The 26,680-nt window shown below is 59.3% G+C and carries 25 protein-coding genes; 10 read left to right on the top strand and 15 right to left on the bottom strand.

Features of this window, described 5'->3' with window-relative positions; genetic code table 11:
- Positions 1-471: 471 nt before the first annotated feature.
- The 6 genes from msrQ to ACM1ZW_RS04190 form a co-directional block, all read right to left on the bottom strand.
- Positions 472-1,092: a protein-methionine-sulfoxide reductase heme-binding subunit MsrQ gene (gene msrQ / locus ACM1ZW_RS04165; RefSeq protein WP_414878286.1), complete on the bottom strand. Its 621-nt coding sequence runs from the start codon at positions 1,090-1,092 to the stop codon at positions 472-474.
- Positions 1,092-2,105: a protein-methionine-sulfoxide reductase catalytic subunit MsrP gene (msrP, locus tag ACM1ZW_RS04170; protein ID WP_017340787.1), complete on the bottom strand. Its 1,014-nt coding sequence runs from the start codon at positions 2,103-2,105 to the stop codon at positions 1,092-1,094. The genes msrQ and msrP overlap by 1 nt, the downstream gene beginning before the upstream one ends.
- 58 nt (positions 2,106-2,163) lie before the next feature.
- Positions 2,164-3,018, bottom strand: coding sequence for a CDP-diacylglycerol--serine O-phosphatidyltransferase (gene pssA / locus ACM1ZW_RS04175; protein ID WP_017340788.1), 855 nt, complete (start codon positions 3,016-3,018; stop codon positions 2,164-2,166).
- Between the two features lie 144 nt (positions 3,019-3,162).
- Entirely contained in the window at positions 3,163-4,179 is a 1,017-nt protein-coding gene (gene ilvC, locus ACM1ZW_RS04180) for a ketol-acid reductoisomerase (protein ID WP_007948647.1), read from the bottom strand.
- A gap of 48 nt (positions 4,180-4,227) precedes the next feature.
- The gene (gene ilvN / locus ACM1ZW_RS04185) at positions 4,228-4,719 is read right to left on the bottom strand and encodes an acetolactate synthase small subunit (RefSeq protein WP_003176102.1); all 492 of its coding nucleotides are present in this window, start codon (positions 4,717-4,719) and stop codon (positions 4,228-4,230) included.
- 2 nt (positions 4,720-4,721) lie between these two features.
- Positions 4,722-6,446: an acetolactate synthase 3 large subunit gene (locus tag ACM1ZW_RS04190; protein ID WP_031319122.1), complete on the bottom strand. Its 1,725-nt coding sequence runs from the start codon at positions 6,444-6,446 to the stop codon at positions 4,722-4,724.
- A 401-nt stretch (positions 6,447-6,847) separates the two neighbouring features.
- On the opposite strand from ACM1ZW_RS04190, the gene ACM1ZW_RS04195 reads away from it, so the two are divergent.
- Positions 6,848-7,270, top strand: a complete 423-nt coding sequence (locus tag ACM1ZW_RS04195) for a DUF4124 domain-containing protein (protein ID WP_416740206.1) — start codon at positions 6,848-6,850, stop codon at positions 7,268-7,270.
- Positions 7,271-7,309: 39 nt separating this feature from the next.
- On the opposite strand, the gene ACM1ZW_RS04200 is transcribed toward ACM1ZW_RS04195, so the two are convergent.
- The 3 genes from ACM1ZW_RS04200 to mrcB are packed head-to-tail and all read right to left on the bottom strand — an operon-like array spanning position 7,310 to position 10,720.
- On the bottom strand, positions 7,310-7,645 hold the full coding sequence (locus ACM1ZW_RS04200) for a YqcC family protein (protein ID WP_017340791.1): 336 nt from the start codon (positions 7,643-7,645) through the stop codon (positions 7,310-7,312).
- Positions 7,645-8,379: a tetratricopeptide repeat protein gene (locus tag ACM1ZW_RS04205; protein ID WP_017340792.1), complete on the bottom strand. Its 735-nt coding sequence runs from the start codon at positions 8,377-8,379 to the stop codon at positions 7,645-7,647. The genes ACM1ZW_RS04200 and ACM1ZW_RS04205 overlap by 1 nt, the downstream gene beginning before the upstream one ends.
- A gap of 16 nt (positions 8,380-8,395) precedes the next feature.
- Complete coding sequence (gene mrcB, locus ACM1ZW_RS04210; protein WP_414878290.1) at positions 8,396-10,720, bottom strand: penicillin-binding protein 1B; 2,325 nt, start codon at positions 10,718-10,720, stop codon at positions 8,396-8,398.
- A 117-nt stretch (positions 10,721-10,837) separates the two neighbouring features.
- On the opposite strand from mrcB, the gene ACM1ZW_RS04215 reads away from it, so the two are divergent.
- The 3 genes from ACM1ZW_RS04215 (at position 10,838) to ACM1ZW_RS04225 (ending at position 13,347) form a co-directional block, all read left to right on the top strand.
- Positions 10,838-12,394, top strand: a complete 1,557-nt coding sequence (locus ACM1ZW_RS04215) for an AAA family ATPase (RefSeq protein WP_414878291.1) — start codon at positions 10,838-10,840, stop codon at positions 12,392-12,394.
- Between the two features lie 91 nt (positions 12,395-12,485).
- Positions 12,486-12,830 carry a pentapeptide repeat-containing protein gene (locus ACM1ZW_RS04220; RefSeq protein ID WP_414878292.1) on the top strand — a complete coding sequence of 115 codons (345 nt, stop codon included), beginning with the start codon at positions 12,486-12,488 and terminating at the stop codon, positions 12,828-12,830.
- Positions 12,831-13,074: 244 nt separating this feature from the next.
- Complete coding sequence (locus ACM1ZW_RS04225) at positions 13,075-13,347, top strand: TfoX/Sxy family protein (protein ID WP_007971093.1); 273 nt, start codon at positions 13,075-13,077, stop codon at positions 13,345-13,347.
- 287 nt (positions 13,348-13,634) lie between these two features.
- Here ACM1ZW_RS04225 and ACM1ZW_RS04230 read toward each other — a convergent pair whose 3' ends face one another.
- Genes ACM1ZW_RS04230 through ACM1ZW_RS04245 form a run of 4 tightly spaced genes read right to left on the bottom strand, consistent with a single transcriptional unit; the run spans position 13,635 to position 17,180 of the window.
- On the bottom strand, positions 13,635-14,486 hold the full coding sequence (locus tag ACM1ZW_RS04230) for a ChaN family lipoprotein (RefSeq protein WP_414878293.1): 852 nt from the start codon (positions 14,484-14,486) through the stop codon (positions 13,635-13,637).
- Positions 14,487-14,506: 20 nt separating this feature from the next.
- Positions 14,507-15,274 (bottom strand): heme ABC transporter ATP-binding protein, encoded by a 768-nt coding sequence (locus ACM1ZW_RS04235; RefSeq protein ID WP_416740207.1) that lies wholly within the window; start codon positions 15,272-15,274, stop codon positions 14,507-14,509.
- Positions 15,274-16,257 carry a FecCD family ABC transporter permease gene (locus ACM1ZW_RS04240; protein ID WP_416740800.1) on the bottom strand — a complete coding sequence of 328 codons (984 nt, stop codon included), beginning with the start codon at positions 16,255-16,257 and terminating at the stop codon, positions 15,274-15,276. The genes ACM1ZW_RS04235 and ACM1ZW_RS04240 overlap by 1 nt, the downstream gene beginning before the upstream one ends.
- A gap of 50 nt (positions 16,258-16,307) precedes the next feature.
- A complete protein-coding gene (locus ACM1ZW_RS04245) occupies positions 16,308-17,180 on the bottom strand; it encodes a heme/hemin ABC transporter substrate-binding protein (protein ID WP_416740208.1) in 873 nt (290 codons plus the stop codon).
- A 165-nt stretch (positions 17,181-17,345) separates the two neighbouring features.
- Here ACM1ZW_RS04245 and ACM1ZW_RS04250 point away from each other — a divergent pair, with 165 nt between their 5' ends.
- On the top strand, positions 17,346-17,663 hold the full coding sequence (locus tag ACM1ZW_RS04250) for a Rieske (2Fe-2S) protein (protein ID WP_017340800.1): 318 nt from the start codon (positions 17,346-17,348) through the stop codon (positions 17,661-17,663).
- Here ACM1ZW_RS04250 and sfsA read toward each other — a convergent pair.
- Positions 17,660-18,373, bottom strand: coding sequence for a DNA/RNA nuclease SfsA (sfsA, locus tag ACM1ZW_RS04255; protein WP_017340801.1), 714 nt, complete (start codon positions 18,371-18,373; stop codon positions 17,660-17,662). The genes ACM1ZW_RS04250 and sfsA overlap by 4 nt on opposite strands.
- Complete coding sequence (locus ACM1ZW_RS04260) at positions 18,373-19,545, bottom strand: pyridoxal phosphate-dependent aminotransferase (RefSeq protein ID WP_416740209.1); 1,173 nt, start codon at positions 19,543-19,545, stop codon at positions 18,373-18,375. Before ACM1ZW_RS04260 ends, sfsA begins: the two co-directional genes overlap by 1 nt.
- A gap of 334 nt (positions 19,546-19,879) precedes the next feature.
- Between ACM1ZW_RS04260 and dksA the strand changes: the two genes are divergently transcribed.
- From dksA to ACM1ZW_RS04285, 5 genes are all read left to right on the top strand, one after another.
- Complete coding sequence (gene dksA / locus ACM1ZW_RS04265) at positions 19,880-20,320, top strand: RNA polymerase-binding protein DksA (RefSeq protein ID WP_007902025.1); 441 nt, start codon at positions 19,880-19,882, stop codon at positions 20,318-20,320.
- A gap of 271 nt (positions 20,321-20,591) precedes the next feature.
- Positions 20,592-21,479, top strand: a complete 888-nt coding sequence (gene gluQRS, locus ACM1ZW_RS04270) for a tRNA glutamyl-Q(34) synthetase GluQRS (protein ID WP_416740210.1) — start codon at positions 20,592-20,594, stop codon at positions 21,477-21,479.
- A gap of 77 nt (positions 21,480-21,556) precedes the next feature.
- Positions 21,557-21,733, top strand: a complete 177-nt coding sequence (locus ACM1ZW_RS04275; protein ID WP_003176118.1) for a hypothetical protein — start codon at positions 21,557-21,559, stop codon at positions 21,731-21,733.
- Positions 21,717-24,671 (top strand): sensor histidine kinase, encoded by a 2,955-nt coding sequence (locus ACM1ZW_RS04280; protein ID WP_031319123.1) that lies wholly within the window; start codon positions 21,717-21,719, stop codon positions 24,669-24,671. Before ACM1ZW_RS04275 ends, ACM1ZW_RS04280 begins: the two co-directional genes overlap by 17 nt.
- 22 nt (positions 24,672-24,693) lie before the next feature.
- A complete protein-coding gene (locus tag ACM1ZW_RS04285) occupies positions 24,694-26,130 on the top strand; it encodes a sigma-54-dependent transcriptional regulator (RefSeq protein ID WP_017340804.1) in 1,437 nt (478 codons plus the stop codon).
- Positions 26,131-26,680 lie beyond the last annotated feature (550 nt).

Genomic DNA, 26,680 nt, shown 5'->3' on the forward strand with positions numbered 1-26,680 from the left:
AGTAACTTGTGATGCTGATAATCTTGTTGACTATCAGTCTGACTCCACAAGCACCCACACGAATTGCTTGATTCAGTTGTTAAAGAGCGGTTGGTTAAGATCTTTCGTCTCAACCGAGGCGCGCATTCTACAGCGTCCTCTGTATCTGTCAAGCGGTTATTTTCAGAAGTTTTCAAAGTTTCCTTTGCAACTTCAACCACTTGCGCTTCCGATCTCTCGTTAGCGGGAGGCGAATTCTACAGCGTTGTCCGCTGCTGTCAACACCTCTTTTTCTCCGCTTTCGACCGAGAAGATCGAACCGTCAATCAAGCGACAACACACTGCCTGACCAACTCCTTCTGGGCTTCGATGAAATGAAGCAACTCGCTGTCGAAAACTGCATAACTCTTTGTTTACCAAGGAGTTTTCCGTTTCGACTGCGCCGGAAGTGGGGCGAATTATAGACTTCCAGAATCTGCCGTCAACTCTTAATTACGCTTTTCTTGCAGAAGATGGCTTTTTAGCGATTAGACGTGGAATTCGGCGGGTTACCGGGGGCAGGCGCAGAACTAACAGCAACCCCCCTATTGAGGCATAAACCGCCCACTCCTTTAGATCGGCACGCACAATCCACAACATATGCAGCAATCCGAGTCCGAGAACCACATAAACCAGCCGATGCAACTTCTTCCAGCGAGATCCCAAACGCCGCTGACTGTAGCGATTAGAGGTCAACGCCAACGCCAACAAACAAAGGAAGCCAAGCGCCCCGACAATAATGTAGGGACGTTTGCGCAATTCGACACCCATCTGGGACCAATCGAAACCGAGAATGAACGCCGTGTAACCGCTCAAATGCAGAACCACATAAGCGAAACACCACAAACCCAGTTGCCGACGGACAGCAATCCACCCCGCCCAACCGCTAAGTTTCTGCAAAGGCGTCATGCTCAACGTAATAAGCAGTAGCACAAGCGCCCCCAGCCCTAACCGATCAACCAGCACCTTACCCGGATCAGGCCCCAGCACATCCGCCCAGGCCTGGTAAAGCCAAAGCAACGGCCATATCGCCGCCGCGATGAAGACCGCCACTCGCCATAACGGATATCGCATCAGTAATTCTTCCGCAGATCGAGCCCTGCATATAAAGAAGCGACTTCATCCGAGTAGCCGTTGAACATTTGCGTGTCGCGCACGTTGGGCTTGAACAGACCACTCGGCAAACGCCGCTCCCGGGCCTGGGTCCAGCGCGGATGATCGACAGTCGGGTTCACGTTCGCATAAAAGCCATACTCATCTGCGGCAATGCTTTGCCAGGTGGTTTTCGGCTGTTCGCTGACGAGGCTGATCCGCACGATGGATTTGATGCTCTTGAAGCCGTATTTCCATGGCACCACCAGGCGCAAAGGCGCGCCATTCTGGTTAGGCAACTCGCGCCCATACATGCCCACCGCAAGAATCGCCAACGGGTTCATTGCCTCATCCAGACGCAGCCCTTCTACATAGGGCCAGTCGATCAAGGCAAAACCAGAGCGCTGACCCGGCATGGTCTTCGGATCCTGCAGGGTTTCGAAGCGTATGAATCTGGCTTTGGAGGTCGGCTCCACTTCCTTGAGCAGAGCCGATAGGGGAAAACCGATCCACGGGATAACCATCGACCAGGCCTCCACGCAACGAAGACGATAAATGCGCTCCTCCAGCTGGTACGGCTTCATGAAGTCTTCCAGCGCATATCGACCCGGCTTGCCGACCTCCCCATCCACCACAACGCTCCAGGGTTCGGTTTTCAGCGCGCCCGCGTTCGTCGCCGGATCACCTTTATCGGTGCCGAACTCATAGAAATTGTTGTAGTGGGTTGCATCCTTGAATGGCGTGATCGCTTCATCCTTGACGTTGACCGCCCCCCACCGGGTAGAAGGAAGTTTCTCGGCAAACCAGGAAGGCGCCTTGCCAGGCTCGACATCCGGATAGCGCACGGCATCGTCCGCGCTGACCCAGCTCGGCAAGCTGCTCACTGCCAAACCGGCGACGGCAGCACCCAGCACATTTCGACGAGATAGATAGAGGGATTCAGGCGTAACGTCCGACTCGTGGCAGTCGGACGTCTTTGGGACTTTGATCAGCATGGCAACTCCGCAGAATTGGAGAACAGATACACCAATAGACTGCGGAGTATGAGGGAAATTACGTGTTTTTGTGCCGACGAAGACGTAACAGATATTGAACCGGACCCGATGCTGCGTAGGCGAGGAAAACCAGCAGCAGGATGCGCGGCGGATCACTGAATACGACGGCGAACACCAGCACGACCGCAAGGATCGCCACAAAAGGTACGCGCCCTTTCAGGTCCAGCTCCTTGAAGCTGTTGTACTTGATGTTACTGACCATCAACATGCCGGCGGCGGCGACCATTAGCGCCACCAGGAAAGACATCTTCGAGCCCTGAATGCCGTAATCGCTGAACGCCCAGACAATCCCTGCAACCACACCCGCGGCAGCCGGACTGGCCAGGCCGATGAAGTAGCGTTTGTCCGCAGTGCCCACTTGGGTATTGAAACGCGCCAGACGCAGTGCGGCGCCAGCGACATAAATGAAGGCGACCATCCAGCCGACCTTGCCCATATCGCCCAAGGCCCAGCCAAAGGCCAGCAATGCCGGTGCGACACCGAAGGCGACCATATCGGAGAGCGAGTCGTACTCGGCACCGAAGGCACTCTGGGTATTGGTCATACGGGCAACGCGACCGTCGAGACCGTCGAGCACCATGGCGACAAAAATGGCGATCGCGGCAAACGCAAAATACTTGCTCGCACCGATTGCATCACCGGCACTCAACGCGCTCTGGGCACTCATCGAGCTGATGATGGAGTAGAACCCTGCGAACAGGTTCGCAGTGGTAAACAGATTCGGCAGAAGATAGATACCACGATGCCGGACTTTACGACCTTCAGCGTCATGCCCTTCTTCGATGTGTTCATCGATGGGCAGCAGGCTTTCGGCGTCAGAAGCCTGGTTTGGCTCTTCGGGACGTTCGCTCATGGACATTACCTTGCAACGGGGTGGAAAGTTTCGACAGGTGTCTGGGACGAGGGTTCGGCCGCAAACGATGCAGCTTTATACCAGAACAGGCCGCGCAAACGAAAAAACGCGGCCTAGGCCGCGTTTTCCGTACAAGTGCGCGACTTAGTTTTTGGCTTTGTCGACGATCTTGTTGGCACCGATCCACGGCATCATGGAGCGCAGTTGCTCGCCGATGATTTCGATACCGTGAGCGGCGTTGTTACGACGCTTGGCGGTCATCGAAGGATAGCCGGTTGCGCCTTCGCTGATGAACATCTTGGCGTATTCGCCGTCCTGAATACGTTTCAGGGCGTTGCGCATGGCCTGACGGGATTCGGCGTTGATCACTTCCGGGCCGGTCACGTATTCGCCGTATTCAGCGTTGTTGGAGATCGAGTAGTTCATGTTGGCGATACCGCCTTCGTACATGAGGTCAACGATCAGTTTCAGTTCGTGCAGGCACTCGAAGTAGGCCATTTCCGGCGCGTAGCCAGCTTCAACCAGGGTTTCGAAACCGGCCTTGACCAGTTCAACGGTACCGCCGCACAGAACGGCTTGCTCGCCGAACAGGTCGGTTTCGGTCTCGTCTTTGAAGGTAGTTTCGATGATGCCGGTGCGACCACCACCCACGCCAGCAGCGTAGGACAGTGCAACGTTTTTGGCGTTGCCGGAAGCATCCTGGTAGATAGCGATCAGGTCAGGAATACCGCCGCCTTTGACGAACTCGGAACGCACGGTGTGACCCGGTGCCTTCGGCGCGATCATGATCACGTCGAGGTCAGCGCGCGGCACAACCTGGTTGTAGTGGATCGCGAAACCGTGGGAGAAGGCCAGGGTGGCGCCTTTCTTGATGTTCGGCTCGATTTCGTTCTTGTACAGGGCAGACTGGAACTCGTCCGGGGTCAGAATCATGACCAGGTCGGCAGCTGCAACTGCGGAAGCAACGTCGGTCACTTTCAGGCCGTGGGCTTCTGCCTTGGCAACAGTCGCCGAGCCTTTACGCAGGCCGACAGTGACGTCAACGCCGGAGTCTTTCAGGTTGCACGCTTGAGCGTGGCCTTGGGAACCGTAACCGATGATGGCAACTTTCTTGCCCTGGATGATCGACAGGTCGCAGTCTTTTTCGTAATAAACTTTCATGAAATTCCCCTATATATCCAGGCCGTTCAGGCCGTTCGCTAATTTGGTTTAGATGCTGAGTACTTTGTCGCCGCGAGCAATACCGGTTACGCCGCTGCGGACGGTTTCCAGAATCGACGCGGTGCCGATGGACTGAATGAAGCTGTCGAGCTTGTCGCTGGTACCGGTCAATTGAACGGTATACACGCTAGCGCTGACATCGACGATCTGCCCACGGTAAATATCGGTGGTGCGCTTGATCTCGGCGCGCTGGGCGCCGGTGGCCTTGACCTTGACCAGCATCAGTTCGCGCTCGATGTGAGCACTTTCCGACAGGTCGACCAGTTTGACCACTTCAATCAGCTTGTTCAGGTTCTTGGTGATCTGCTCGATGACCTCATCGTGGCCCACCGTGGTCAGCGTCAGACGCGACAGAGTCGGGTCTTCGGTTGGCGCCACAGTCAGGCTTTCGATGTTGTAGTTGCGCTGCGAGAACAGGCCGACTACACGAGACAAAGCGCCGGGTTCGTTTTCCAGAAGCAAGGAAATAATATGCCGCATGATTAAGTACGCTCCGTCTTGCTCAGCCACATATCGCGCATGGAGCCGTCTTTGATCTGCATCGGGTAGACGTGCTCGCTGGTATCGACCGAAATATCGAGCACCACCAGGCGATCCTTCATGGCGAACGCTTCTTCCATCTTCGACTTCAAATCTTTCGATTCGGTGATGCGCACGCCGACGTGACCATAAGCCTCGGCCAGCTTGACGAAATCAGGTAGCGATTCCATATAGGAGTGCGAGTGACGGCTGCCGTAACTCATGTCTTGCCATTGGCGAACCATACCCAGAACACCGTTGTTCAGGATGACGATCTTGACCGGCAAACCGTACTGCAGGCAGGTCGACAACTCCTGAATGTTCATCTGGATACTGCCCTCGCCTGTCACGCAGACGACGTCGGCATCCGGGAAGCTCAACTTGATACCCATGGCCGCCGGAAAACCGAAGCCCATGGTGCCCAGGCCACCGGAGTTGATCCAGCGGTTCGGCTTGTTGAACTTGTAATACTGCGCCGCGAACATTTGGTGCTGACCCACGTCGGAGGCCACAAAGGCATCCCCCTTGGTCACTTCGCACAGGGTTTCGATCACAGTCTGCGGCTTGATGATGCTGCCGTCGCCCTTGTCGTAAGGGAACAGGCCGCGATCACCGCGCCATTCATCAACCTGCTTCCACCAGCTCGCAACGGACTCCTTGTTCGGGGTCTCGCCGATTTCCTTGAGGATCGCGACCATTTCGGTCAGGACGCTCTCGACCGGACCGACGATAGGTACGTCGGCCTTGATGGTCTTGGAGATCGAAGCCGGATCGATGTCGATGTGAATGATCTTGGCGTTCGGACAGAACTTCGACGCGCCGTTGATCACGCGATCGTCGAAACGTGCGCCGACTGCGAGGATCACGTCAGCATGGTGCATCGCCAGGTTAGCGGTGTAGCTGCCGTGCATGCCGAGCATGCCGATGAACTGACGGTCGGTGCCAGGGTAGGCACCCAGCCCCATCAGGGTATTGGTCACTGGCAGGTTGAGCATCTTCGCCAATTCGGTCAGCGGCGCGGAGCCACCACCGAGAATCACGCCACCGCCGGCGTACATCACCGGACGCTTGGCCGCCAGGAGCATTTCGGCTGCCTTGCGGATTTGCCCGGAGTGACCGCGAACGGCCGGGCTGTAGGAACGCAGCTTGGCTTTTTTCGGGAAGATGTATTCGTACTTCTCGGCCGGGTTGGTCATGTCTTTCGGGATATCGACAACGACCGGACCAGGACGACCGGATTGCGCCAGGTAGAACGCCTTCTTCATGACTTCCGGGATTTCCGAGGCGTGCTTGATCATGAAGCTGTGCTTCACGATCGGCCGGGAGATACCGATCATGTCGGTTTCCTGGAACGCATCGGTGCCTACCATGGTGCTAGGCACCTGGCCGGAAATGACCACCATCGGAATGGAGTCCATGTACGCGGTGGCAATACCGGTGATGGCGTTTGTTGCGCCCGGGCCGGAGGTCACCAGTACCACGCCGGCTTTACCGGTGGCACGGGCATAGCCGTCAGCCATATGGGTCGCAGCCTGCTCGTGACGAACCAGGATGTGTGTCACTTCCGGTTCTTTGAACAGGGCATCGTAGACATGAAGAAGAGCACCACCCGGGTACCCGTAGATATATTTGACGCCTTCGTCACGCAAAAAGCGGACGAGCATCTCACCGCCAGATAAAAGCTCCACGTTGTTCACCTCTAAAACGCCAGAATACCGTCCACATCAAAGGCGGACGGGTCTTAATAGGTTTACTTCTCGGCAGAGCATGAGCGACGGTGGTCGCCGACTACGTCAGCACTGACTGAGCAAGTATTGGGATCGTCCCAAGTGTTGCGGGCCTTTCCCACCCAGCGCGAGGTAACGCGTTGCGGGTGTAACAGGTCGGCGCGGGTGTGCGCCTCATGATCTGCCGAGTGGGTCTGCTTCTGGCAGTCCCTCTACAGCGGACTTTGGATTCTTCTGTTTCGTCCCCTGCAAGTCAAGTCGTCAATGTGCTTTATTGAACTAAGCACATGAGAAAGCAAGAAAAAACCGCGAAACAGCAACTGTGTTAGCTTCGATTGCGCAACTCAATACAAGGAAATGGCATGCGAACGTTTTTCCTGGCCGCCAGCCTGCTGATCGGCATCTGCCCTGTGTCCATGGCCGCCCAGATATACAAATGGGTCGATGAGCAGGGCGTTACCCACTTCGATGCGCAACCGCCCCAGGGCCGGGAAGCCGCGACCGTGGTCACGCCCTCATCCTCTGCGGGCAAGCCGGCTACGCTGCCACGCAGTAACGCCATCGGTGATCAACAAGCCATCGACAAGACAGTGAAAAAACAGGTCGCCGAGCAGCAAGCCCAACTGAAGGTGTTCTGTGAGCAGGCTCGTACGAACCTGGCGCAACTGCAGAACAATCCGCGACTGCGGGAGGATGTCGACGGTGAGATGCGCCGCCTGACTGACGAACAACGTCAGGAGCGCACCGCAGAAGCGCAGAGACAGATCGCCGAGAACTGCCAGTAACGCCTGTAGGAGCAGAAGCTCGTCCCTACAAAGAACGGGTCAGCGAGAGGCGGTAATCAACAGGTCGAACTCTTTGAGCAGTACCTGCAACTGCCGATCCCTGCCCTGAACATTGCGCGCGGCGAAGACCATTTCGGCCATCTCCTGAATGCCAGAAGCATTGGGCAGCGGTAAATCCTGCTCCAGGATTGTTTTCATGCGAGGCAGGAAAATCCATTGCAGCCACTGCTCGAAATCCAACGTATCGACCGAGAACGGCTCGACGCTGGACAGCGCCTCAGCGGAAGGCGAGACATCGCCCCACCACCCCTGAACGCGCAGCTCGCGCTCGATCAATAGCAACTGCTCGGCAATCTTGGGAAAGCGTGCGTCCATCACGACGAAACCTTGGCCTTTTGACGGGCCAGTGATGCGCCTGCGGAATCACCCTGTTTCTCACGAGCCTGCGCAATCAGTTCCCACAGGCTGGCCTGAAGCGCCGGACGACCATTGGCGAACGTCAGACCGCGACGGGCGAACTGTTCGGCTTGTGCCGCATCGCCTTGCGCCATGCGGACCTGAGCCAGACGATAAAGCACTTGCGGCTCACGCGGCGCGACACGCTGGGCGCGTTCGAGACTGGAAGAGGCACCGTTGAGGTCGCCACCGGCCTGTTGCTGCTGAGCGGTGGTCAGCAATGCCAGCACCGGGCCATCCAGCTGTTCGTCGGCAGACAGGCCACCGGCGCTCGACGAAGGAATCCCGCTCGGTGTCGACGGCATGCTGTAGCTGCCCTGATTGATCGGCGCCGACTGAACCGGCGAGGTGTCGATCGGACCCGAGGTCATCGGGCCAGGCGTAATCGGTGAGGTGCTGATCGGTGCCGACGCCACTGCTCCGCCACCCGGCACCATGACCACGACGCCAGTGTCGCCTTGCGGAATCGCTTGCGTCTGGGCTTGCACAGGACGCTTGGTCGTCGTCTGACGAAATCCGCCATTTGCCGAAACCCGTTCACTGTTGGAAACGGCGCTGCCGGCATCCACAACCGGAATCGAACCGCGCTGTACGCTTGAGCAACCGCTGAGCAAAGCCACGGCGGTCACCGCTGGAATCAACCACTTGTTCACTTGAAACCCTCTTTGCTTAATTCATCCAGCCCTTGACCCAATCCATCACCGTTTCACCGTTAACAGGGCTTTCGCCACCGCACGCGGCGCCGGGAGGCGGTTCGCTGCCGCGAATATACGGCATCTGCACGGCGCCTGGGCAGTTGGCATCAGAGCCTTGCCCGGTATGTGAATCGACCCAGGCCTGAACCACATTATCCGGCTGCGGCATATCCAGCGGCAACGGATCGGCCTTGCGCATGAAACTGGTCCAGACCTGCAACGCACCGGTGGCACCGGTAAACGGTGTCTTGCCGTTGTCGTCGCGACCCAGCCACACCACCGCCAGCAAGTCCTGACTGAAACCGGCGAACCAGCTGTCTCGCGAATCGTTACTGGTACCGGTCTTGCCGGCCAGCGTCAGGGTTTTCGGCAACACGTTGTAAACCGAACTGCCGGTGCCTTCACGCATGACCCGCTGCATGGCGCTCTGGATCAGGTATATAGAAGCCGGATCGAAACGCTGCTGAATCTGGAACGGATACCGCTTGAGCGGCTCGCCTTCGGCCGTCAGTACGCTACGGATCCCGCGCATCGGCGTATTGAACCCACCGTTGGCGAGGGTTTGGTACATGGTCGCCACTTCGATCGGCGTCATGCCGCCAGCGCCCAGCAGCATCGACGGAAATGCCGGAAACTCGCGACTCACACCCAGGCGAGCCACCGTCTTCAAGACATTCGGCACGCCCACCGCCAACCCCAGACGCGCGGTAGACAAGTTGTAGGAATGTGCCAGGCCTTGATAAAGGAAAACCGTGCCATGGGAGCGGCGGTCATAGTTCTGCGGTTTCCAGACCTGACCGTCCGCGCCTTTGACCGAGAAGGATTCGTCCGACAGCCAGCTGGTCAACGTGTACTGGGTCGGTTTCTCAAGGGCTGTCAGATAGACCGCCGGCTTGATCAGCGAGCCGATCGGTCGGACAGCATCCAGCGCCCGGTTGAAACCGGCGAAGCTCGCCTGACGACTGCCGATCATGGCCTGGACTTCGCCGGTCTCCGGGTTGGTCACGACCATCGCCGCTTCAACGTCATCGGAGCCTTTACGCCCGGACAAGCGCTTGAACGTATCGTTGACCGACGCTTCGGCTTTCATCTGCAAAATAGGATCGAAACTGGTGAAGATCCGCAGGCCTTCTTCGGTCAAGTCTTCATCGCGATAGTCTTCGCGCAGCTGACGTTTAACCAGATCGATAAAACCGGGGAACGAACTGTCGGCCAGTTTGCCGCGTGTCGTCACGCCCAACGGCATTTTCTTCGCCGCAGCGACCTGTTCGGCGGTGGCGACGCCTTGCTGCTCAAGTACGTCGAGCACCAGGTTGCGCCGCTCGAGCGCCCGCTCCGGATTGCGACGCGGGTTGTAATAGGACGGCCCCTTGACCATGCCTACCAGCATCGCAACTTGATGCAGTTTCAACTCGGACAACGGCTGCCCGAAGAAGAACTGGCTGGCCAGACCGAAACCGTGCACCGCGCGCTGACCATCCTGACCGACGAACACTTCATTGAGGTAAGCCTCAAGAATTTCCCGTTTGTCGTAATGCAGCTCAAGCAGCATTGCCATCATGGCTTCGGTGAGTTTGCGGGTCAGGCTGCGTTCGCTGGTCAGGTAGAAGTTCTTGACCAACTGTTGCGTCAGGGTACTGCCGCCCTGGGTCATCTTGCCGCCCGAGGTGTTGACCCAGATGGCGCGGGCAATTGACTTCGGCGACACGCCCCAATGGCTATAGAAGTCCCGATCCTCCACGGCAATCAGGGTTTCCAGCAAATACGGCGGCACCTGATCGATCTTGATCAGAATGCGGTCTTCGAGATTCTTCGGGTAAATCCCGCCGATCAGCAGCGGTTCCAGCCGCACGACAGAAAGCTTCGAACCGTTGGTCGCCGAGAGTTCGGCCACGTAGTCGCCGGAGAATCGCACGCGCACGGGCTGCGCTTTCTCCAGACCTTCATAGAACTGGAAACCACGGGTATTCAAGTCGACGGTGTTGCCGTTGACTGACGCAGCGCCGGGGCCGTTGCTCACACTTTCGCGGCGATAGCCCAAGGCGTCGAGTTCGGTGAGGAAGTCTTCCTTGCTCAGCTTCTGGCCGGTGAACAGCTCAAGCGGGCGCGCATACACCTTGGCCGGGATGGTCCAGCGCTTGCCGGAGAACTTCTCCTGGACAATAGCGTCGAGGTAAACCGCGAATCCGGCGAGCACCACGAGGCCGACCAGACTGAGTTTAAGGGCCCAGCCCAGCCAAGGGCTCAGGCCCCTGGAAGGTGGTTTTTTGGGGGTGCGGGGGGATCGAGTACGAGTCATGGCGCCGGATTATACGCACTTTATTCATACTCAACAGGAGCCCTCCGAGGTTTGCGTCGGGCGGACTTGCGGCCATAATGGCGACCGTGAATTTTCCCAGACTCTGAAGGAACACCTGTGAGCCAGTCCCTGATCGCCGCCCTGCAAAACCCGGCCCTTTACCCGCATCCGGTAGACGGGTTCCAGGTCATCGAAACCCACATCTCCTGGGTAATTCTCACAGGCCCGTTTGCCTATAAAGTGAAGAAGCCGGTCAATTTCGGCTTCCTCGACTTCACCAGCCTTGAGGCTCGCGAGCATTTCTGCGGCGAAGAGCTGCGTCTGAATCAGCGTCTGACCAATGATTTGTACCTCGAAGTGTTGCCGATTACCGGCAGTGCCGAAGCACCACAACTGGGCGGCGAAGGCCCGGTCATCGAATATGCGCTGAAGATGCGTCAGTTCCCACAGAGCCAACTGCTCAGCACCCTGCAAGCCAATGGCGAATTGACCACCGCGCACATCGACGAGATGGCCGCACAGATTGCGCAATTCCACCTCACCGCACCAAAAGTACCTGCGGAACACGAAGCCGGCACGCCAGACAGCGTCATGGCGCCGGTGCGGCAGAACTTCGAACAGATCCGCCCGTTCCTGAGCGACAAGGCCGACCTGCTGCAACTCGACGCCCTGCAAGCCTGGGCCGAAAGCAGCTTCGAACGCCTCAAGCCGCTGTTCGCCCAACGCAAGGCCGAAGGTTTCATCCGCGAGTGCCACGGCGACATCCACCTGGGTAACGCCACCGTGATCGATGGCAAGGTCGTGATCTTCGACTGCATCGAATTCAACGAACCGTTCCGTTTCACCGACGTCTATGCCGACACCGGTTTCCTGGCGATGGACCTTGAAGACCGCGGCCTGAAAAGCCTGGCCCGTCGCTTCATCAGCCAATACCTGGAGCTGACCGGCGATTACCAGGGCCTGGAGCTGCTGAACTTCTATAAAGCCTACCGCGCACTGGTTCGCGCCAAGGTCAGCCTGTTCAGCATGCCGGCCGAAGCCGACCCGGTGCAGCGCGCCACCACCCTGCGCCAGTACCGCAATTACGCCAACCTGGCGGAAAGCTACAGCACCATTCCTTCGCGCTTCATGGCCATTACGCACGGCGTTTCGGCTGTCGGCAAAAGCCATGTGGCCATGCGACTGGTGGAAGCGCTGGGCGCGATCCGCCTGCGCTCCGATGTAGAACGCAAACGCCTGTTCGGCGAGCAAACCGTCGCGAACGATCCGCAGGCCGGCATTTATAGCGCAGACGCCAGCGCCGCGACCTACACCCGTCTGCATGAAATCGCCGCCGTGATCCTGCGAGCCGGCTTCCCGGTGGTGGTCGATGCCACTTACCTCAAGCGCGATCAGCGTGATGGCGCGGCCAGAATTGCCGAAGCCACCGGGGCGCCGTTCCTGATCCTTGACTGCAACGCGCCACAGGCGGTGATCGAAAGCTGGCTGGCCCTGCGTCAGGCAGACAAAAAGGATCCGTCCGACGCCAACCTGGCTGTGATCGCAGCCCAGCAAGCCAGTCGTGAAGCCCTGACGCCAGAAGAAATCCTCTGCAGCAAGCGCGTTCAGACCAATGAAGCCGGAACCCTCGACACCGTCGTTGCGCAAATTCGCCAACGCTTGCCAGGGCTGTAAGAAAGTATTTCAGCCGTGGAGCCTTCGCCGGCTTCACGGCTGTCAAATAGTGGCACTATACTGGCGTCATAAAACCAACAGGTGATGTGACATGAACCAGCCCAAACTTCTCGACACCCCGCTTTATGCCTTGCTGCACAAAGACGACATCACAGGTTTCAACAACGAACGTCCAAAAGACGGGCCTATCGACATGGTCGGTGGTGATTTCCGAGGCCTGGACCTGCGAGAGCTGAACGCCGACGGCATCGACTTTACCGATGCCTATTTCCGCTCCGCCGACTTGCGCGGCATCGACTTCACTCACTCCAAGCTGGAAGGGGCCAGCCTGGCCCATGCACAGATTTCCGGCGCCTACTTTCCGCCAGAACTGAGTGCCGACGAAATCCTGATGTCGATGAATTTCGGCACTCGCCTGCGTTATCGCACCCGTTAAAAACGACCGATAACTGACATGTCCAGCGCCCCCGCCTTGCGCTGGACTGTGGGCATTTTCGGCTTGAGAACCTGACACCCTCCTGCCTGTTCCTATCGTGTTCGCGTACTTTTACGCCGCTCATCAATCTTGCCTCTTAGAAGCATTTGCTCCGAAACCGACCAAACAATCACGCTTTTCCTACTGATGGCTACACTCCTCAGAAGCTTGCCCACGCACCGTTCGGCCGTCGCAAGGAGGCTTGATGAATGATGAACTGCAGCACCTGAAGAATCTTGGCAAGACGTCGGCGCAATGGCTGCATGCCGTGGGCATCCACAGCGCCTCGGACTTGCGTCGCCTGGGAGCGGTGGACGCTTATCGGGCCGTGCGCACACGCGGGTTTCGGGCATCCAAGGTGTTGTTGTATGCGATCGAAGGCGCTTTGATGGACGTGCACTGGAACGACATTCCCGCCGAGCGCAAGGAAGCCTTGAATAAACAGCTGGAAGCTATCTCGTCACGCCACAAGAATTGAACGGGCGCAGCGTGTGCTTGCGGAACAAGCAAGTTACGCAGCCAGGCACACCCTGAAACCCAATGTTTACGGGGCTTTTCGGCGACCGAAAGGTGAATTTCAGATAAATGAAGAATCAGCGGTTGACTTGGTAATGAGAATCGCTATGATTATCACAACTGGTCGCGAGACTGGTCGATATTTGAAAAGCCCTTGGTTCGGACTCTCAGATATCTCCTCATCAGGCTAATCACGGTTATTTGACCCGGCTCTTGCCGGGTCTTTTTTTTCCTGTGGAAAAGTGCCTGTTACTTGCCGAACTGCTTGCGCATGTCTGCACAGTAATCCGGTGCCGGCGTGGCAGGTGTGTACCAGACGTAATCGGCCATCGCCGCCGTGACCTCACTGCCCTGTTGCGCCAGCATCAATACCGTTGGCGCTTCGGGCGCGCCCAGATCAAGCGTGTGAATCGGGACACCCACGTCTTTGCGCGCGTGATAAGCGCCGGCAAACAGCAGCGCGGGGGTGGGTGCCGCCAGCAGCCGCTCAGCCATGCGTCGATCACGTTGTTGCTGGACCGCGAGCATCGCCGGCATCTGCGAGGTGGGCAGCAAGCCACAATGAGACTCGCTGATCTGGGCCAATAACTCAGCCTTCACCGGTGCGGCATGGGAGCGAGCGCCACTCAATATCGGCGGATGGGCGTAGAAAGCACGCACCTCGACGATGTCCAGATTGGCGGCCAGCAGTGGGTACGGTTGGGTCAGGGCGAAACGGACGATCGGGCCGTAGAGATTCCAGTCCCAGCCAGGTTGCCAGGCCAATGCAGCTGGCAAATCGGTGGGCAGCGTCGAGGCATGACGAGCATCATCGACGCGCGGCTGTTGGTCCGGCGTGAGCATTTCCAACAGCAGACTGCCTTGCGGGCGCTGCTCTCCAAGCACCTGCAATAACCAGCGCTGCAACTCGTGGTGATCGCGATTGTCATGCTGTTCACCCACGATCAATCGCGAAGGCTCGGCCAGTCGCAGCACCAGCTCCTGTGCCGTCAGCGCCTGGCCGGTGCGCAGGTCGCGGATTTCGCCGACGACCGGTGGCGGCGTCGAAACATGCTGGCAAGCACTGAGTACCAACACAACCAGAATCACCATGACGCGCATGCACTCACTCCCATCCTGTATCAGCGGGCGATGATCAGCGGATGCCCGCGCTCCGGGTGCTGTTGCACCAGCACTTCCAGCCCGAACACCGCCTTGAGCGGCTCAGGGCGCAACACCTGCTCGGGAGTATCAAGTGCCACCGGGCGTCCGCCTTCCAGCAGTAACAGGCGATCACAATAGCGCGCCGCCAGGTTCAGATCATGCAGGATCACCAGCACCGCCGCACCGCGATCAGCGAACTCGCGCACCGCTTGCAGCGTAGTGTGCTGATGCAGCGGATCAAGCATCGAAGTCGGTTCATCGAGCAACAGCGTTTGCCCCGCTTCACCCGGCCAGAGTTGCGCCAGCACCCGAGCCAGATGCACCCGCTGACGTTCGCCGCCGGACAATGCCAGATAGCTGCGACCACTCAGATGCCCGGCATCGGCGGCCTGCAACGCAGCGGCGACGATTTCGTCGTCCCGGACCCGGCCGCTCTGATGCGGCAAACGCCCCATACCGACGACCTCCTCGACGCTAAAAGCGAAGTCCAGGGTCGAGACTTGCGGCAACACCGCCAGACGCTGGGCTCGCTGGGTGCCGGTCCAGTCACGCAACTCGCGTTCATCGAGCCATACGCTGCCCTGATTCGCCGGCAACTCACCACACAAGGCACCCAGCAGCGTACTTTTGCCGGCACCGTTAGGCCCCAGTACGCCGAGGACTTCCCCCGGATTGAGTTCAAGTGTGATGTCCGTCAGGACGATCTTGCGTCCCCGGAGGATTTGCAGATCTTGCGTTCGCAACATCAGGCACGCCCTCGGAGCAGTAAATAGAGGAAGAACGGAGCGCCGATGAACGCGGTGACAATGCCGATCGGAAGTTCGGCGGGGGCCAGCGCCAGTCGCGCCAGCAGATCGGCGAACAACAGGAGACTGGCGCCCGCCAGCACCGAGGCCGGCAACAACACCCGATGATCGGGACCGGCCAGCAGGCGCACCAAATGCGGCACCACCAACCCGACAAACCCGATCATCCCCGCTGCCGCCACCGCCGCCCCGACACCCAGCGCCGTGCAGAACACCAATTCGCGCTTGAGCCTTTCGACGTCGATCCCCAGGTGACCGGCCTCCGACTCTCCCAGCAACAACGCATTCAGGGCCTTGGCCCGACGCGGCAACCACAGCGCCACGCCGACACTGATCAGCAATAATGGCCAAAGTCGCGAATAGCTGGCGCCATTGAGACTGCCCAGGTTCCAGAAGGTCAGCGTGCGCAGGGTCGCGTCGTCGGCCAGATAGGTGAACAGTCCCACTGCCGAGCCCGCCAGCGCCGTCAGTGCGATACCCGCCAGGAGCATCGTCGCGACATTGGTTTGCCCGTTACGCCGGCCCAGTCGATACACCAACGCGGTCACCCCAAGGCCACCCAGAAACGCGCATAGCGATAACAGATAAGGTCCGAGGGATTCCGGCAAACCGCCAAAAACGGAACCGCCGACAATCGCAATCGCCGCGCCCAATGCCGCACCACTGGAAACACCCACCAGGCCCGGATCGGCCAGCGGATTGCGAAACAACCCCTGCATCGCCCCCCCCGACAGCGCCAGCACACCGCCTACCGCCAGCCCCAGCAAGGTACGCGGCAGGCGAATTTGCCCGAGGATCAGTTCGGCCTGCTCCAGCCCGTCGGGCGCAATGGGCAAGCCGATCATGCGCAACGCCGCACGCAAGGTATCGAGCAGCGGCAGGCTCACCGGCCCTAACGCCAATGACAGCCAGATCGCCAGCAAACACAGCAGGCTCAGGCCAATGAACAGCGTTCGGGGTTTTACCAGAACGGTCATTGGGCTGCCGTGCCCGGATAGAAACCGTCACTGACCTTTTTCAACGCATCGGGCAACCGCGGGCCGAGCCCACCCACCAGCAGCGTCGGATCAAGCTCCATGACGCGCCCGTCCCGGGCGGCGCGGGTCGAGGACAGAATCGGGTTTTCCTTGAACAACGCTGCACGCGCTGCGTCGCCGCTCAGTGCGCGGTCGGCAAATACCAGCACCTCAGGGTCCAGACTGATCAAGGATTCATTGGAAAAAGGTTTGTAACCGGTGTGCGTCGCCAGATTGTGCCCGCCGGCCTTCTGGATCAACCAATCGGCAGCGGTGTCCTTGCCGGCGATCAGCGGTTTGCCGCCCGCGTGACCGAGCAGCACCAGTACGCCAGGTGAAGGTTGTGTCAACTGCGCGTGGGTGACCCGAATCCTTTGCTGATCGAGTTGCTGTTGATAAGCCTCGAACAATTGCGCAGCCTTGTCTTCTGCACCGAGCAACTTGCCCAACTGCCGCAAGTTACCCTGCAACGTCGGCAGATCCGGCCGGGCCGAGAACAGTTCGACCTGCACGCCCGCCGTGCGAATCTGCGACAGCACCGGCGGTGGGCCCATTTCTTCGGTGCCGACCAGAATTTGCGGGCATAAGCTCAGGATGCCTTCTGCGGACAACTGCCGCTGATAGCCGATGCTGGGCAACGCCTTGAGGGATTCCGGATGCTGGCTGGTGGTATCGACACCCACCAGTTTCGATTCGCCGCCCAGCGCACTGACCCACTCCGACAAGGCCCCGCCGGCGCTGACCCAGCGTTGTGGCAACTCGGCCGCCGCGGCATGGTGACTGACGAGGAGTCCGACACACAGCGCGGCAACGCGGGTACTCAGGCGCATAAACAGCTTCCTTTAAAGGTTTTCCCGGGCATTGAAGTGACAGGCCAAGTATCCTCGGCATCCGCACCTGCGCCCGATGGGCAAGGCGGCCATTTGATAATTGTTTGCATTTGAACGTCAAGCTCGGACATATCCGGTCACGAGCCGACGGAGTTGAGGATAGACATGAAGTTTCTTTGCGCAGGCTCTGAGCTGGCCGAGTCCGGCAGCCGCGGTTTCGACCTAGACGGCCAGAAACTCTTTGCCGTGCGCCGGGCCGGTCAGGTCTACGTCTACATCAACCGCTGCCCACACCGTGGCGTCGGGCTGGAATGGATACCCGACCAGTTTCTTGACCCCAGCAACAGCCTGATCCAGTGCGCCACTCACGGCGCACTGTTCTTGATCGAAGACGGCGAGTGCGTCTCCGGCCCGTGTGCCGGGAAATCCCTGACCACCATTGCAAGCCGCGAAGACGATCAAGGCGTCTGGATCAATCTTTAACCGCCGAACACCACCTCCAGACGCCGGTCGACCACCATTTCTTCGTGGGTCAGGCGCACGCCGTAAGCCAACACCTCGACCCCGCACGACACCGCTTCCCGCAAAGCGGCCGCGTAGGCCGAATCGATTTCGTCTGCAGGACGCACGGCATCGATGCCGGTGAGGTTCACGCAATACAACTGCACCGCGCGAATCCCGTCCCGGGCCAAATGGGCCAACTCCCGTAAATGCTTGGCGCCACGCTGGGTGACCGCATCGGGAAACGCCGCGACCGATGAGCCATCGAACCCCAGCGTGACGCTTTTGACTTCCACATACGCCGGCCCGCACGGGTAATCGAGTCGAAAGTCGATGCGACTGCTTTCCTGACCGTAGGCCACTTCACGCTTCAGTTCGGTGAAACCGTTAAGTTCGGTAATGACGCCAGCCCTGAGCGCCTCTTCGATCAAACCGTTGGCTCGTCCGGTGTTCACGCAAAACAGCCGCCCCTGAGGGGTTTCGCCGACTTCCCAGGTGCCCGGCAATTTGCGCTTGGGGTCATTGGAACGACTGAACCACACCTGCCCGCCCTCGACCTGGCAATTGAGCATCGAGCCGGTGTTCGGGCAGTGAATGGTCAACAACTCGCCGTGAACGGTTTCGATATCGGCGAGAAAACGCTTGTAACGTCGAATCAGCCGGCCTTCTTCGAGAGGAGGATGAAAGCGCATCAGCCTTGCCAGCTCTTCAAGCCGCGAGCGATGCGTTCAACCGCTTCCTGCAAGCGCGGGAGACTTTGGGTGTAGGCAAACCGAACGTGATGACCGGCCTGATAACGCCCGAAGTCGAGCCCCGGCGTGATCGCCACGTGCTCCGTTTCGAGAAAATGTCGGCAGAAGGCGAAGGCATCGCCACCGAACTGGCTGATATCGGCGTACAAATAGAACGCCCCTTCCGGCTCGACGGCGATACCGAAACCCAGCTCCCGCAAGGCGGGCAAAAGGAAATCACGGCGACGGCCGAATTCGGCGCGGCGTTCTTCCAGAATGGCGATGGTCGCGGGTTCAAAGCAGGCCAGCGCCGCGTGCTGGGCCATGCTTGGGGCACTGATGTAAAGGTTCTGCGCAAGCTTTTCCAGCTCACCGACCGCCGCTTCGGGCGCCACCAGCCAGCCGAGCCGCCAGCCGGTCATGCCGAAATACTTTGAAAAACTATTGAGCACGAAGGCGTTGTCGTCGACTTCCAGCACACTGGCCGCGTCGGTGCCGTAAGTCAGGCCGTGATAGATCTCGTCCACCACCAGATGGCCGTGGCGTGCCTTGATCGCGGCCGACAGCCCCGCCAGTTCGTCGCGGGTCAGAATTGTCCCGGTCGGGTTAGCCGGCGACGCCACCAAAGCGCCAACGCTGTCGTGATCCCAATGACGATCGATCAAGTCCGGTGTCAGTTGATAGCGCACGTCCGGCCCCACAGGCACCAGCTGCGCAGCGCCTTCCACCAACCGCAGGAAATGCCGGTTGCACGGGTAACCCGGGTCCGCCAGCAGCCAGTGTTTGCCCGGATCCACCAGCAAGGCGCTGGCCAGCAGCAACGCGCCGGAACCGCCGGGCGTGATGAGGATTCGCTGTGGGTCGATGTTCAAACCGTAACGCTGTTGATAAAAGCCTGAAATCGCTTCACGCAGCTCGGGGATGCCGCGGGCGGCGGTGTAACGGGTCTTCCCCGCAGTCAGTGCAGCCTGGCCGGCCTGGATGATCGGCTCGGCGGTGGTGAAGTCCGGCTCGCCGATTTCCAGGTGGATCACGTCGTGACCGGCGGCTTGCAGCTCATTGGCCCGCGCCAGCAGCGCCATGACATGGAACGGTTCGATTGCGCGACTGCGGGCACTGTAGGACTGAGCCATTAGCCTTCCTTCAACGGGGAAAAAAAACGATTCTACCCAAGCGCAGGAACGAGCGAGAACCTAAAGCGGTCAGACGCGTTAAGACCCTGGCCACAAACGACTCATGCGAGTGCGCAAGGTTTGACTAAAATCATTAATTGATCAGGTCTCCAGCACCACCAGTCAAGGCTTTGCAATCTTTTGCAAGCCCTTCGGGCCACTACCTCGACATCCGGGAGTAGCGCGGCCCGATTTGATCTGGTAAGTTCGCCCGCTTGCAGCCGCAGGGCCGGCAGGTGTCGGTGATGGAGCAATCCTGCGCAGATGGATTACAAGAGTAGAGGCGGTCCATTTCATGCCCACCCAAGCAAAGCAGCAAAATCAGTCGATCAGCGGCTTCGAACCCTACAAAGAAGTAAAGGGCGAGGAGTACATGGGCAAACCCATGCGCGCTCACTTCACCAAGATCCTGAACAAGTGGAAACAGGACTTGATGCAGGAAGTCGACCGCACGGTTGATCACATGAAAGACGAAGCGGCGAACTTCCCCGACCCGGCAGATCGTGCCAGCCAGGAAGAAGAATTCAGCCTTGAATTGCGCGCCCGCGACCGTGAGCGCAAGTTGATCAAGAAGATCGACAAGACGCTGCAATTGATCGAAGACGAAGAATATGGCTGGTGCGAGTCCTGCGGCGTCGAAATCGGCGTCAAGCGACTGGAAGCCCGCCCTACCGCCGACATGTGCGTTGACTGCAAGACCCTGGCGGAAATCAAGGAAAAGCAAGTCGGCAAGTAATCTCGACTTGAACGAAGAACGGAGCGTGCGAACGCTCCGTTTTTGTTTCTGATATTTGCCCCGACAGAACACTGTGGGAGCGAGCCTTTGTGGCGAGGGGATTATCCCCGTTCGGCTGCGGAGCAGTCGCAAACCCGGTTGATGCGTTCTATCTGACGCATCGCGATGACAGAGTTTGGGGGCGCTACGCGACCCGACGGGGATAAATCCCCTCGCCACAAAGGCTCTCCCACAGGGACTTGCGTACGACCGGACAACATAGATCGCCCTTATGACTGCCACCCCCTACATCGGTCGCTTCGCCCCCACGCCAAGCGGCCACCTGCATTTCGGCTCGCTGGTCGCTGCGCTGGCTTCGTACCTCGACGCGCGCTCGGTGGGTGGGCGCTGGTTGATGCGCATGGAAGACCTCGATCCGCCAAGGGAAGAACCCGGCGCGCAAGCGGCCATCCTCAAGGCGTTGGAAAGCTACGGTTTCGAGTGGGACGGCGAACTGGTCCGACAGAGCGACCGGCACGACGCCTACGCCGAAGTGCTCAATCGCCTGTTCAATCATGGCCTGGCCTACGCCTGCACCTGTTCGCGAAAACAGCTTGAGCCCTATCACGGCATTTATCCGGGCCTGTGCCGCAATGCCGGCCACGGCACCGAAGACGCCGCGATTCGCCTGCGTGTGCCCGAGCTCGAATACCACTTCATCGACCGCGTGCAAGGCGAATACCGCCAGCATCTGGGCCGGGATGTCGGTGATTTCGTGATCCGCCGCCGCGACGGGCTCTACGCCTACCAACTGGCCGTGGTCCTCGATGACGCCTGGCAAGGCGTCACCGACATCGTCCGTGGCGCGGACCTGCTCGACTCCACGCCACGTCAGCTCTATCTGCAAGAACTGCTGGGTTTCTCGCAACCACGCTATCTGCACATCCCGCTGATTACCCAGCCTGACGGCAACAAGCTCGGCAAGTCCTACCGTTCGCCGCCGCTGACCGAAGATCAGGCCACGCCTTTATTACTGCGTGCATTGCGTGCGCTCGGGCAGAATCCGGGCGCCGAACTGGCGTATGCCACCCCACGCGAAGTGCTGAACTGGGGAATCGTCCACTGGGATGCGCTGAAGATCCCGCGCACACTCACCTTGCCCGAAGCGCAACTACAGTGATCACACTTGCAGTGGCGCGCCCATCCGTTACCATCGCCGCACGTTTTCGGGCACGCGCATAAAAAAGAGAGGCCGGGATGTACATCTATCGCTTGGTCCTGCTCCTGGTAGTGGGGATTTATCTGTTCTCCCCGGCCATCATGGATTGGTGGATCGACGCCACTGGCGCCTGGTATCGCCCTTATCTGCTCTGGCTGATTCTGATCGTCGTGACCTTCATCCTGCAGAGCCAAAAAGATGCCGATGAGCTTTAGCCTGACCCAGATGATCCTGATCAGCGCCGCGTACCTGGCGGTGCTGTTCGGCGTGGCCTGGATCAGCGAACGGGGCATGATTCCCCGGGCGATCATTCGCCACCCGCTGACGTACACCCTGTCGCTGGGTGTCTACGCCAGTGCCTGGGCGTTCTACGGCACCGTGGGCCTGGCCTATCAGTACGGCTACGGCTTTCTCTCCAGCTATCTGGGCGTTTCCGGCGCTTTTCTGCTGGCGCCGGTGTTGCTGTATCCGATCCTCAAAATTACTCGCACCTATCAGCTGTCGTCGCTGGCCGACCTGTTTGCGTTCCGTTTCCGCAGTACCTGGGCCGGCGCACTGACCACGATCTTCATGCTGATCGGCGTGCTGCCGTTGCTGGCGTTGCAGATTCAAGCGGTTGCCGACTCCATCGGTATCCTCACCCGCGAACCGGTGCAGCATCGCGTGGCCCTGAGCTTCTGTGCGCTGATTACGCTGTTCACGATTTTCTTTGGCTCGCGCCATATCGCCACCCGCGAGAAACACGAAGGGCTGGTGTTCGCGATTGCCTTTGAGTCGGTGATCAAGCTGATTGCGATTGGCGGTGTTGGCCTGTATGCGTTGTATGGCGTGTTCGATGGCCCGCAACAGCTGGAACTGTGGCTGCTGCAAAACCAGACCGCCCTCGCCGCGTTGCACACGCCGTTGCAGGAAGGCCCGTGGCGCACGCTGCTGCTGGTGTTCTTCGCGTCGGCGATCGTGATGCCGCACATGTACCACATGACGTTTACCGAGAATCTCAACCCGCGTTCGCTGGTCAGTGCGAGCTGGGGTCTGCCGTTGTTCCTGCTGCTGATGAGCCTGGCCGTACCGCTCATTCTCTGGGCCGGGCTGAAACTCGGCGCCACCACCAATCCTGAATACTTCACGCTGGGCATCGGCATCGCCGCCAACAGCAAAGCCTTGGCGTTGCTGGCGTATGTCGGCGGGCTGTCGGCAGCGAGCGGACTGATCATCGTCACCACCCTGGCGCTGTCCGGGATGGCGCTGAACCATCTGGTGCTGCCGCTTTATCAGCCACCGGCCGAAGGCAACATCTATCGCTGGCTGAAATGGACCCGTCGGGCCTTGATCGTCGCGATCATCATGGCCGGTTACGGTTTTTACCTGTTGCTGGGTGCCGAGCAGGACCTGGCCAACCTCGGCATCGTCGCGTTTGTGGCGACCTTGCAGTTCCTGCCGGGCGTGCTGTCCGTCCTTTACTGGCCGACCGCCAACCGTCGCGGGTTCATCGCCGGTTTGCTGGCGGGGATTCTGGTGTGGCTGGTGACCATGCTGCTGCCGCTGGTCGGCAATCTGCAAGGGTTCTACATTCCGCTGCTGAACATGATCTATGTGCTGGACGACACCAGTTGGCACATGGCCGCAATTGCCTCGCTGGCCGCCAACGTGCTGATGTTCACCCTGATTTCACTGTTCACCAACGCCAGTCCCGAGGAGGCCAGCGCTGCCGAAGCCTGCGCCGTGGACAACGTGCGCCGCCCGCAACGCCGTGAACTGCACGCGGCCTCGCCCCAGGAGTTCGCCACGCAACTGGCCAAACCCTTGGGCGCCAAGGCTGCGCAAAAGGAAGTCGAGCAGGCGCTGCGCGATCTCTATCTGCCGTTCGACGAGCGCCGGCCTTACGCCTTGCGCCGCTTGCGTGACCGGATCGAAGCCAACCTCTCGGGCCTGATGGGGCCGAGCGTCGCGCAGGACATGGTCGAAACGTTCCTGCCTTACAAGGCCGGCGGCGAAAACTATGTCACCGAGGACATCCACTTCATCGAAAGCCGCCTCGAGGACTACCACTCGCGCCTCACCGGTCTTGCCGCCGAACTCGATGCCCTGCGCCGCTATCACCGTCAGACCTTGCAGGAATTGCCGATGGGCGTTTGCTCGCTGGCCAAGGATCAGGAAATCCTCATGTGGAACAAAGCCATGGAGGAGCTGACCGGAATTGCCGCGCAGCGTGTGGTCGGCTCACGACTGAGCACCATCGCCGATCCGTGGAAAGAACTGCTGCAAGGCTTCATCAACCTGCCCGACGAACATTTGCATAAGCAACATCTGGCGCTCGATGGCCAGACCCGCTGGCTGAACCTGCACAAAGCGGCGATCGACGAACCGCTCGCGCCGGGCAACAGTGGCCTGGTACTGCTGGTGGAAGACCTGACCGAAACCCAGATGCTCGAAGACAAGCTGGTGCACTCCGAGCGTCTGGCCAGCATCGGGCGACTCGCGGCGGGTGTGGCCCATGAAATCGGCAACCCGATCACCGGCATCGCGTGCCTGGCGCAGAACCTGCGCGAAGAACGTGAAGACGATGGCGAGCTGAAGGAGATCAGCGGGCAGATCCTGGAGCAAACCAAACGCGTGTCGCGCATCGTTCAGTCGCTGATGAGTTTTGCCCACGCCGGCAGTCATCAACACAGCGACGAGCCCGTCTGTCTGGCCGAAGTGGCCCAGGACGCCATCGGTTTGCTGGCCCTGAACCGACGCAATTTCGAAGTGCAGTTCTACAACCTGTGCGACCCCGACCACTGGGTCGAAGGCGATCCGCAGCGACTCGCCCAGGTTTTGATCAACCTGCTCTCAAACGCCCGTGACGCCTCGCCTCCCGGCAGTGCGGTACGGGTGAAAAGCGAAGCCGGCGAACACACGGTCGACCTGATCGTGGAAGACGAAGGCAGCGGTATTCCGAAGAACATCATGGACCGATTGTTCGAACCTTTCTTCACCACCAAGGATCCTGGCGAAGGCACCGGTCTGGGCCTTGCACTGGTCTATTCCATCGTTGAAGAGCATTATGGACAAATCACCATCGACAGCCCGGCTGATGTTCAAAGCCAACGCGGCACCCGTATCCGGGTGACCTTGCCGCGTCATGTCGAAGCGACGTCCGCTGTGAACTGAGACCGTCGAGAGTATCGAATCAATGCCGCACATTTTGATCGTCGAAGACGAAACAATTATCCGCTCCGCCTTGCGCCGCCTGCTGGAACGTAACCAGTACCAGGTCAGCGAAGCCGGTTCAGTGCAGGAAGCACAAGAACGCTTCACCATTCCCACGTTCGACCTGATCGTCAGTGACCTGCGCCTGCCTGGCGCACCGGGCACCGAGTTGATCAAACTCGGCCAGGGCACTCCGGTGCTGATCATGACCAGCTACGCCAGCCTGCGCTCGGCGGTCGACTCAATGAAGATGGGCGCGGTGGATTACATCGCCAAGCCTTTCGACCACGACGAAATGCTCCAGGCCGTCGCGCGCATCTTGCGTGACCGGCAATCGGTGCCGGCCAGCGGTGAACCTGCCGTCGGCAAAGCCGCCAATGGCGCGGCGAAACCGGGCATCGACAACAGCAACGGCGAAATCGGCATCATCGGCTCGTGCCCGCCGATGCAGGATCTGTACAGCAAGATCCGCAAAGTGGCACCGACCGACTCCAATGTCCTGATCCAGGGCGAGTCCGGCACCGGTAAAGAACTGGTGGCGCGCGCCCTGCACAACCTGTCGAAACGCGCCAAGGCACCGATGATTTCGGTGAACTGCGCGGCCATTCCGGAAAGCCTGATCGAGTCCGAACTGTTCGGTCACGAAAAAGGCGCGTTCACCGGCGCCAGCGCCGGACGTGCCGGCCTGGTGGAAGCGGCGGACGGCGGCACCTTGTTCCTCGATGAAATCGGCGAACTGCCATTGGAAGCCCAGGCTCGCCTGCTGCGCGTGTTGCAGGAAGGCGAAATTCGCCGGGTGGGCTCGGTGCAGTCGCAGAAAGTCGATGTGCGTTTGATCGCCGCGACTCACCGCGACCTCAAGAGCCTGGCCAAGATCGGTCAGTTCCGTGAAGATTTGTATTACCGCCTCCACGTGATCGCCCTGAAACTGCCGGCACTGCGCGAGCGTGGCGCCGACGTCAACGAAATCGCCAATGCTTTCCTGGCGCGGCAGAGCGCGCGGGTCAACCGCACCGACCTGAAATTCGCCGCGGACGCCGAGCAGGCGATTCGTCACTACTCCTGGCCGGGCAACGTGCGCGAATTGGAAAACGCGGTCGAGCGTGCGGTCATCCTGTGCGAGAGCCCGGAAATTTCCGCCGAGCTGCTGGGCATCGACATCGAGCTGAGCGGCCTGGAAGACGACGAGTTCATCGGCCTGCCCCCGCAACAGGGCAACGGCGCCGGCAACAACAATCATGAGCCGACCGAAGACCTGTCGCTGGAAGACTACTTCCAGCACTTCGTTCTCGAGCATCAGGACCACATGACCGAAACCGAGCTGGCACGCAAACTCGGGGTCAGCCGTAAATGTCTGTGGGAACGTCGCCAGCGCCTGGGTATCCCGCGTCGCAAGACCGGGGTGGCCAGCGAGAGCTGAGCGAGTAACACATGACTTTGTGAAAAAACTGTTACCTCAGCTTTTTCACGTAACAGAAGCCGGGGCTTACGGTAACGAAGCCCCGGTTTTTTTGGGCCTCGAAAAACCTGCTCAGGTGACGTAACCCCTTGTTTTGCTGGGCCTCACAAAAGTTGGCACGCACCCTGCTATATGTTTGGTACAACAACAATAACAAGCAATGCACAAGACAATAAAAATAAGACGAATCGACTCACGCACAATAAAAACAAGACGGCGAGAGGCGCAGCTAACTGATTCTTTTGGAGAGGCGTTGTATTTGGGGCTTGCCCCACGACCAGGCCGAGAACAACAAAAACTGTCCTGAGACAGAGCCTGAACTGGTTGGATCGCAAGATCACTGCAGCACAGCGACCAAAGCAATCCGTTTGCTCTTGGCTCCCGATTGGGAGGGTCATGAAGGAAAACTTCATGACGCGGGCACTCAACAAAAACAAGAAGCCCGAAACCAATAACAAAAATAGAACATGCAACTACTTCTTGGGGAGCTTCGGCTCCCCTTGTAGTTTCT

The organism is Pseudomonas sp. NFX71 (genome assembly GCF_048079215.1).
In the GTDB taxonomy this organism is placed as follows: domain Bacteria; phylum Pseudomonadota; class Gammaproteobacteria; order Pseudomonadales; family Pseudomonadaceae; genus Aquipseudomonas; species Aquipseudomonas fluorescens_B.

Excerpts from the sequence above, each read along its gene's own strand:
- msrQ (WP_414878286.1), bottom strand. The coding sequence starts at position 1,092 with ATGCGATATCCGTTATGGCGAGTGGCGGTCTTCATCGCGGCGGCGATA.
- msrP (WP_017340787.1), bottom strand. The coding sequence starts at position 2,105 with ATGCTGATCAAAGTCCCAAAGACGTCCGACTGCCACGAGTCGGACGTT.
- pssA (WP_017340788.1), bottom strand. The coding sequence starts at position 3,018 with ATGAGCGAACGTCCCGAAGAGCCAAACCAGGCTTCTGACGCCGAAAGC.
- ilvC (WP_007948647.1), bottom strand. The coding sequence starts at position 4,179 with ATGAAAGTTTATTACGAAAAAGACTGCGACCTGTCGATCATCCAGGGC.
- ilvN (WP_003176102.1), bottom strand. The coding sequence starts at position 4,719 with ATGCGGCATATTATTTCCTTGCTTCTGGAAAACGAACCCGGCGCTTTG.
- ACM1ZW_RS04195 (WP_416740206.1), top strand. The coding sequence starts at position 6,848 with ATGCGAACGTTTTTCCTGGCCGCCAGCCTGCTGATCGGCATCTGCCCT.
- ACM1ZW_RS04200 (WP_017340791.1), bottom strand. The coding sequence starts at position 7,645 with ATGGACGCACGCTTTCCCAAGATTGCCGAGCAGTTGCTATTGATCGAG.
- mrcB (WP_414878290.1), bottom strand. The coding sequence starts at position 10,720 with ATGACTCGTACTCGATCCCCCCGCACCCCCAAAAAACCACCTTCCAGG.
- ACM1ZW_RS04220 (WP_414878292.1), top strand. The coding sequence starts at position 12,486 with ATGAACCAGCCCAAACTTCTCGACACCCCGCTTTATGCCTTGCTGCAC.
- ACM1ZW_RS04225 (WP_007971093.1), top strand. The coding sequence starts at position 13,075 with ATGAATGATGAACTGCAGCACCTGAAGAATCTTGGCAAGACGTCGGCG.
- ACM1ZW_RS04230 (WP_414878293.1), bottom strand. The coding sequence starts at position 14,486 with ATGCGCGTCATGGTGATTCTGGTTGTGTTGGTACTCAGTGCTTGCCAG.
- ACM1ZW_RS04235 (WP_416740207.1), bottom strand. The coding sequence starts at position 15,274 with ATGTTGCGAACGCAAGATCTGCAAATCCTCCGGGGACGCAAGATCGTC.
- ACM1ZW_RS04245 (WP_416740208.1), bottom strand. The coding sequence starts at position 17,180 with ATGCGCCTGAGTACCCGCGTTGCCGCGCTGTGTGTCGGACTCCTCGTC.
- ACM1ZW_RS04250 (WP_017340800.1), top strand. The coding sequence starts at position 17,346 with ATGAAGTTTCTTTGCGCAGGCTCTGAGCTGGCCGAGTCCGGCAGCCGC.
- sfsA (WP_017340801.1), bottom strand. The coding sequence starts at position 18,373 with ATGCGCTTTCATCCTCCTCTCGAAGAAGGCCGGCTGATTCGACGTTAC.
- ACM1ZW_RS04260 (WP_416740209.1), bottom strand. The coding sequence starts at position 19,545 with ATGGCTCAGTCCTACAGTGCCCGCAGTCGCGCAATCGAACCGTTCCAT.
- dksA (WP_007902025.1), top strand. The coding sequence starts at position 19,880 with ATGCCCACCCAAGCAAAGCAGCAAAATCAGTCGATCAGCGGCTTCGAA.
- gluQRS (WP_416740210.1), top strand. The coding sequence starts at position 20,592 with ATGACTGCCACCCCCTACATCGGTCGCTTCGCCCCCACGCCAAGCGGC.
- ACM1ZW_RS04275 (WP_003176118.1), top strand. The coding sequence starts at position 21,557 with ATGTACATCTATCGCTTGGTCCTGCTCCTGGTAGTGGGGATTTATCTG.
- ACM1ZW_RS04280 (WP_031319123.1), top strand. The coding sequence starts at position 21,717 with ATGCCGATGAGCTTTAGCCTGACCCAGATGATCCTGATCAGCGCCGCG.
- ACM1ZW_RS04285 (WP_017340804.1), top strand. The coding sequence starts at position 24,694 with ATGCCGCACATTTTGATCGTCGAAGACGAAACAATTATCCGCTCCGCC.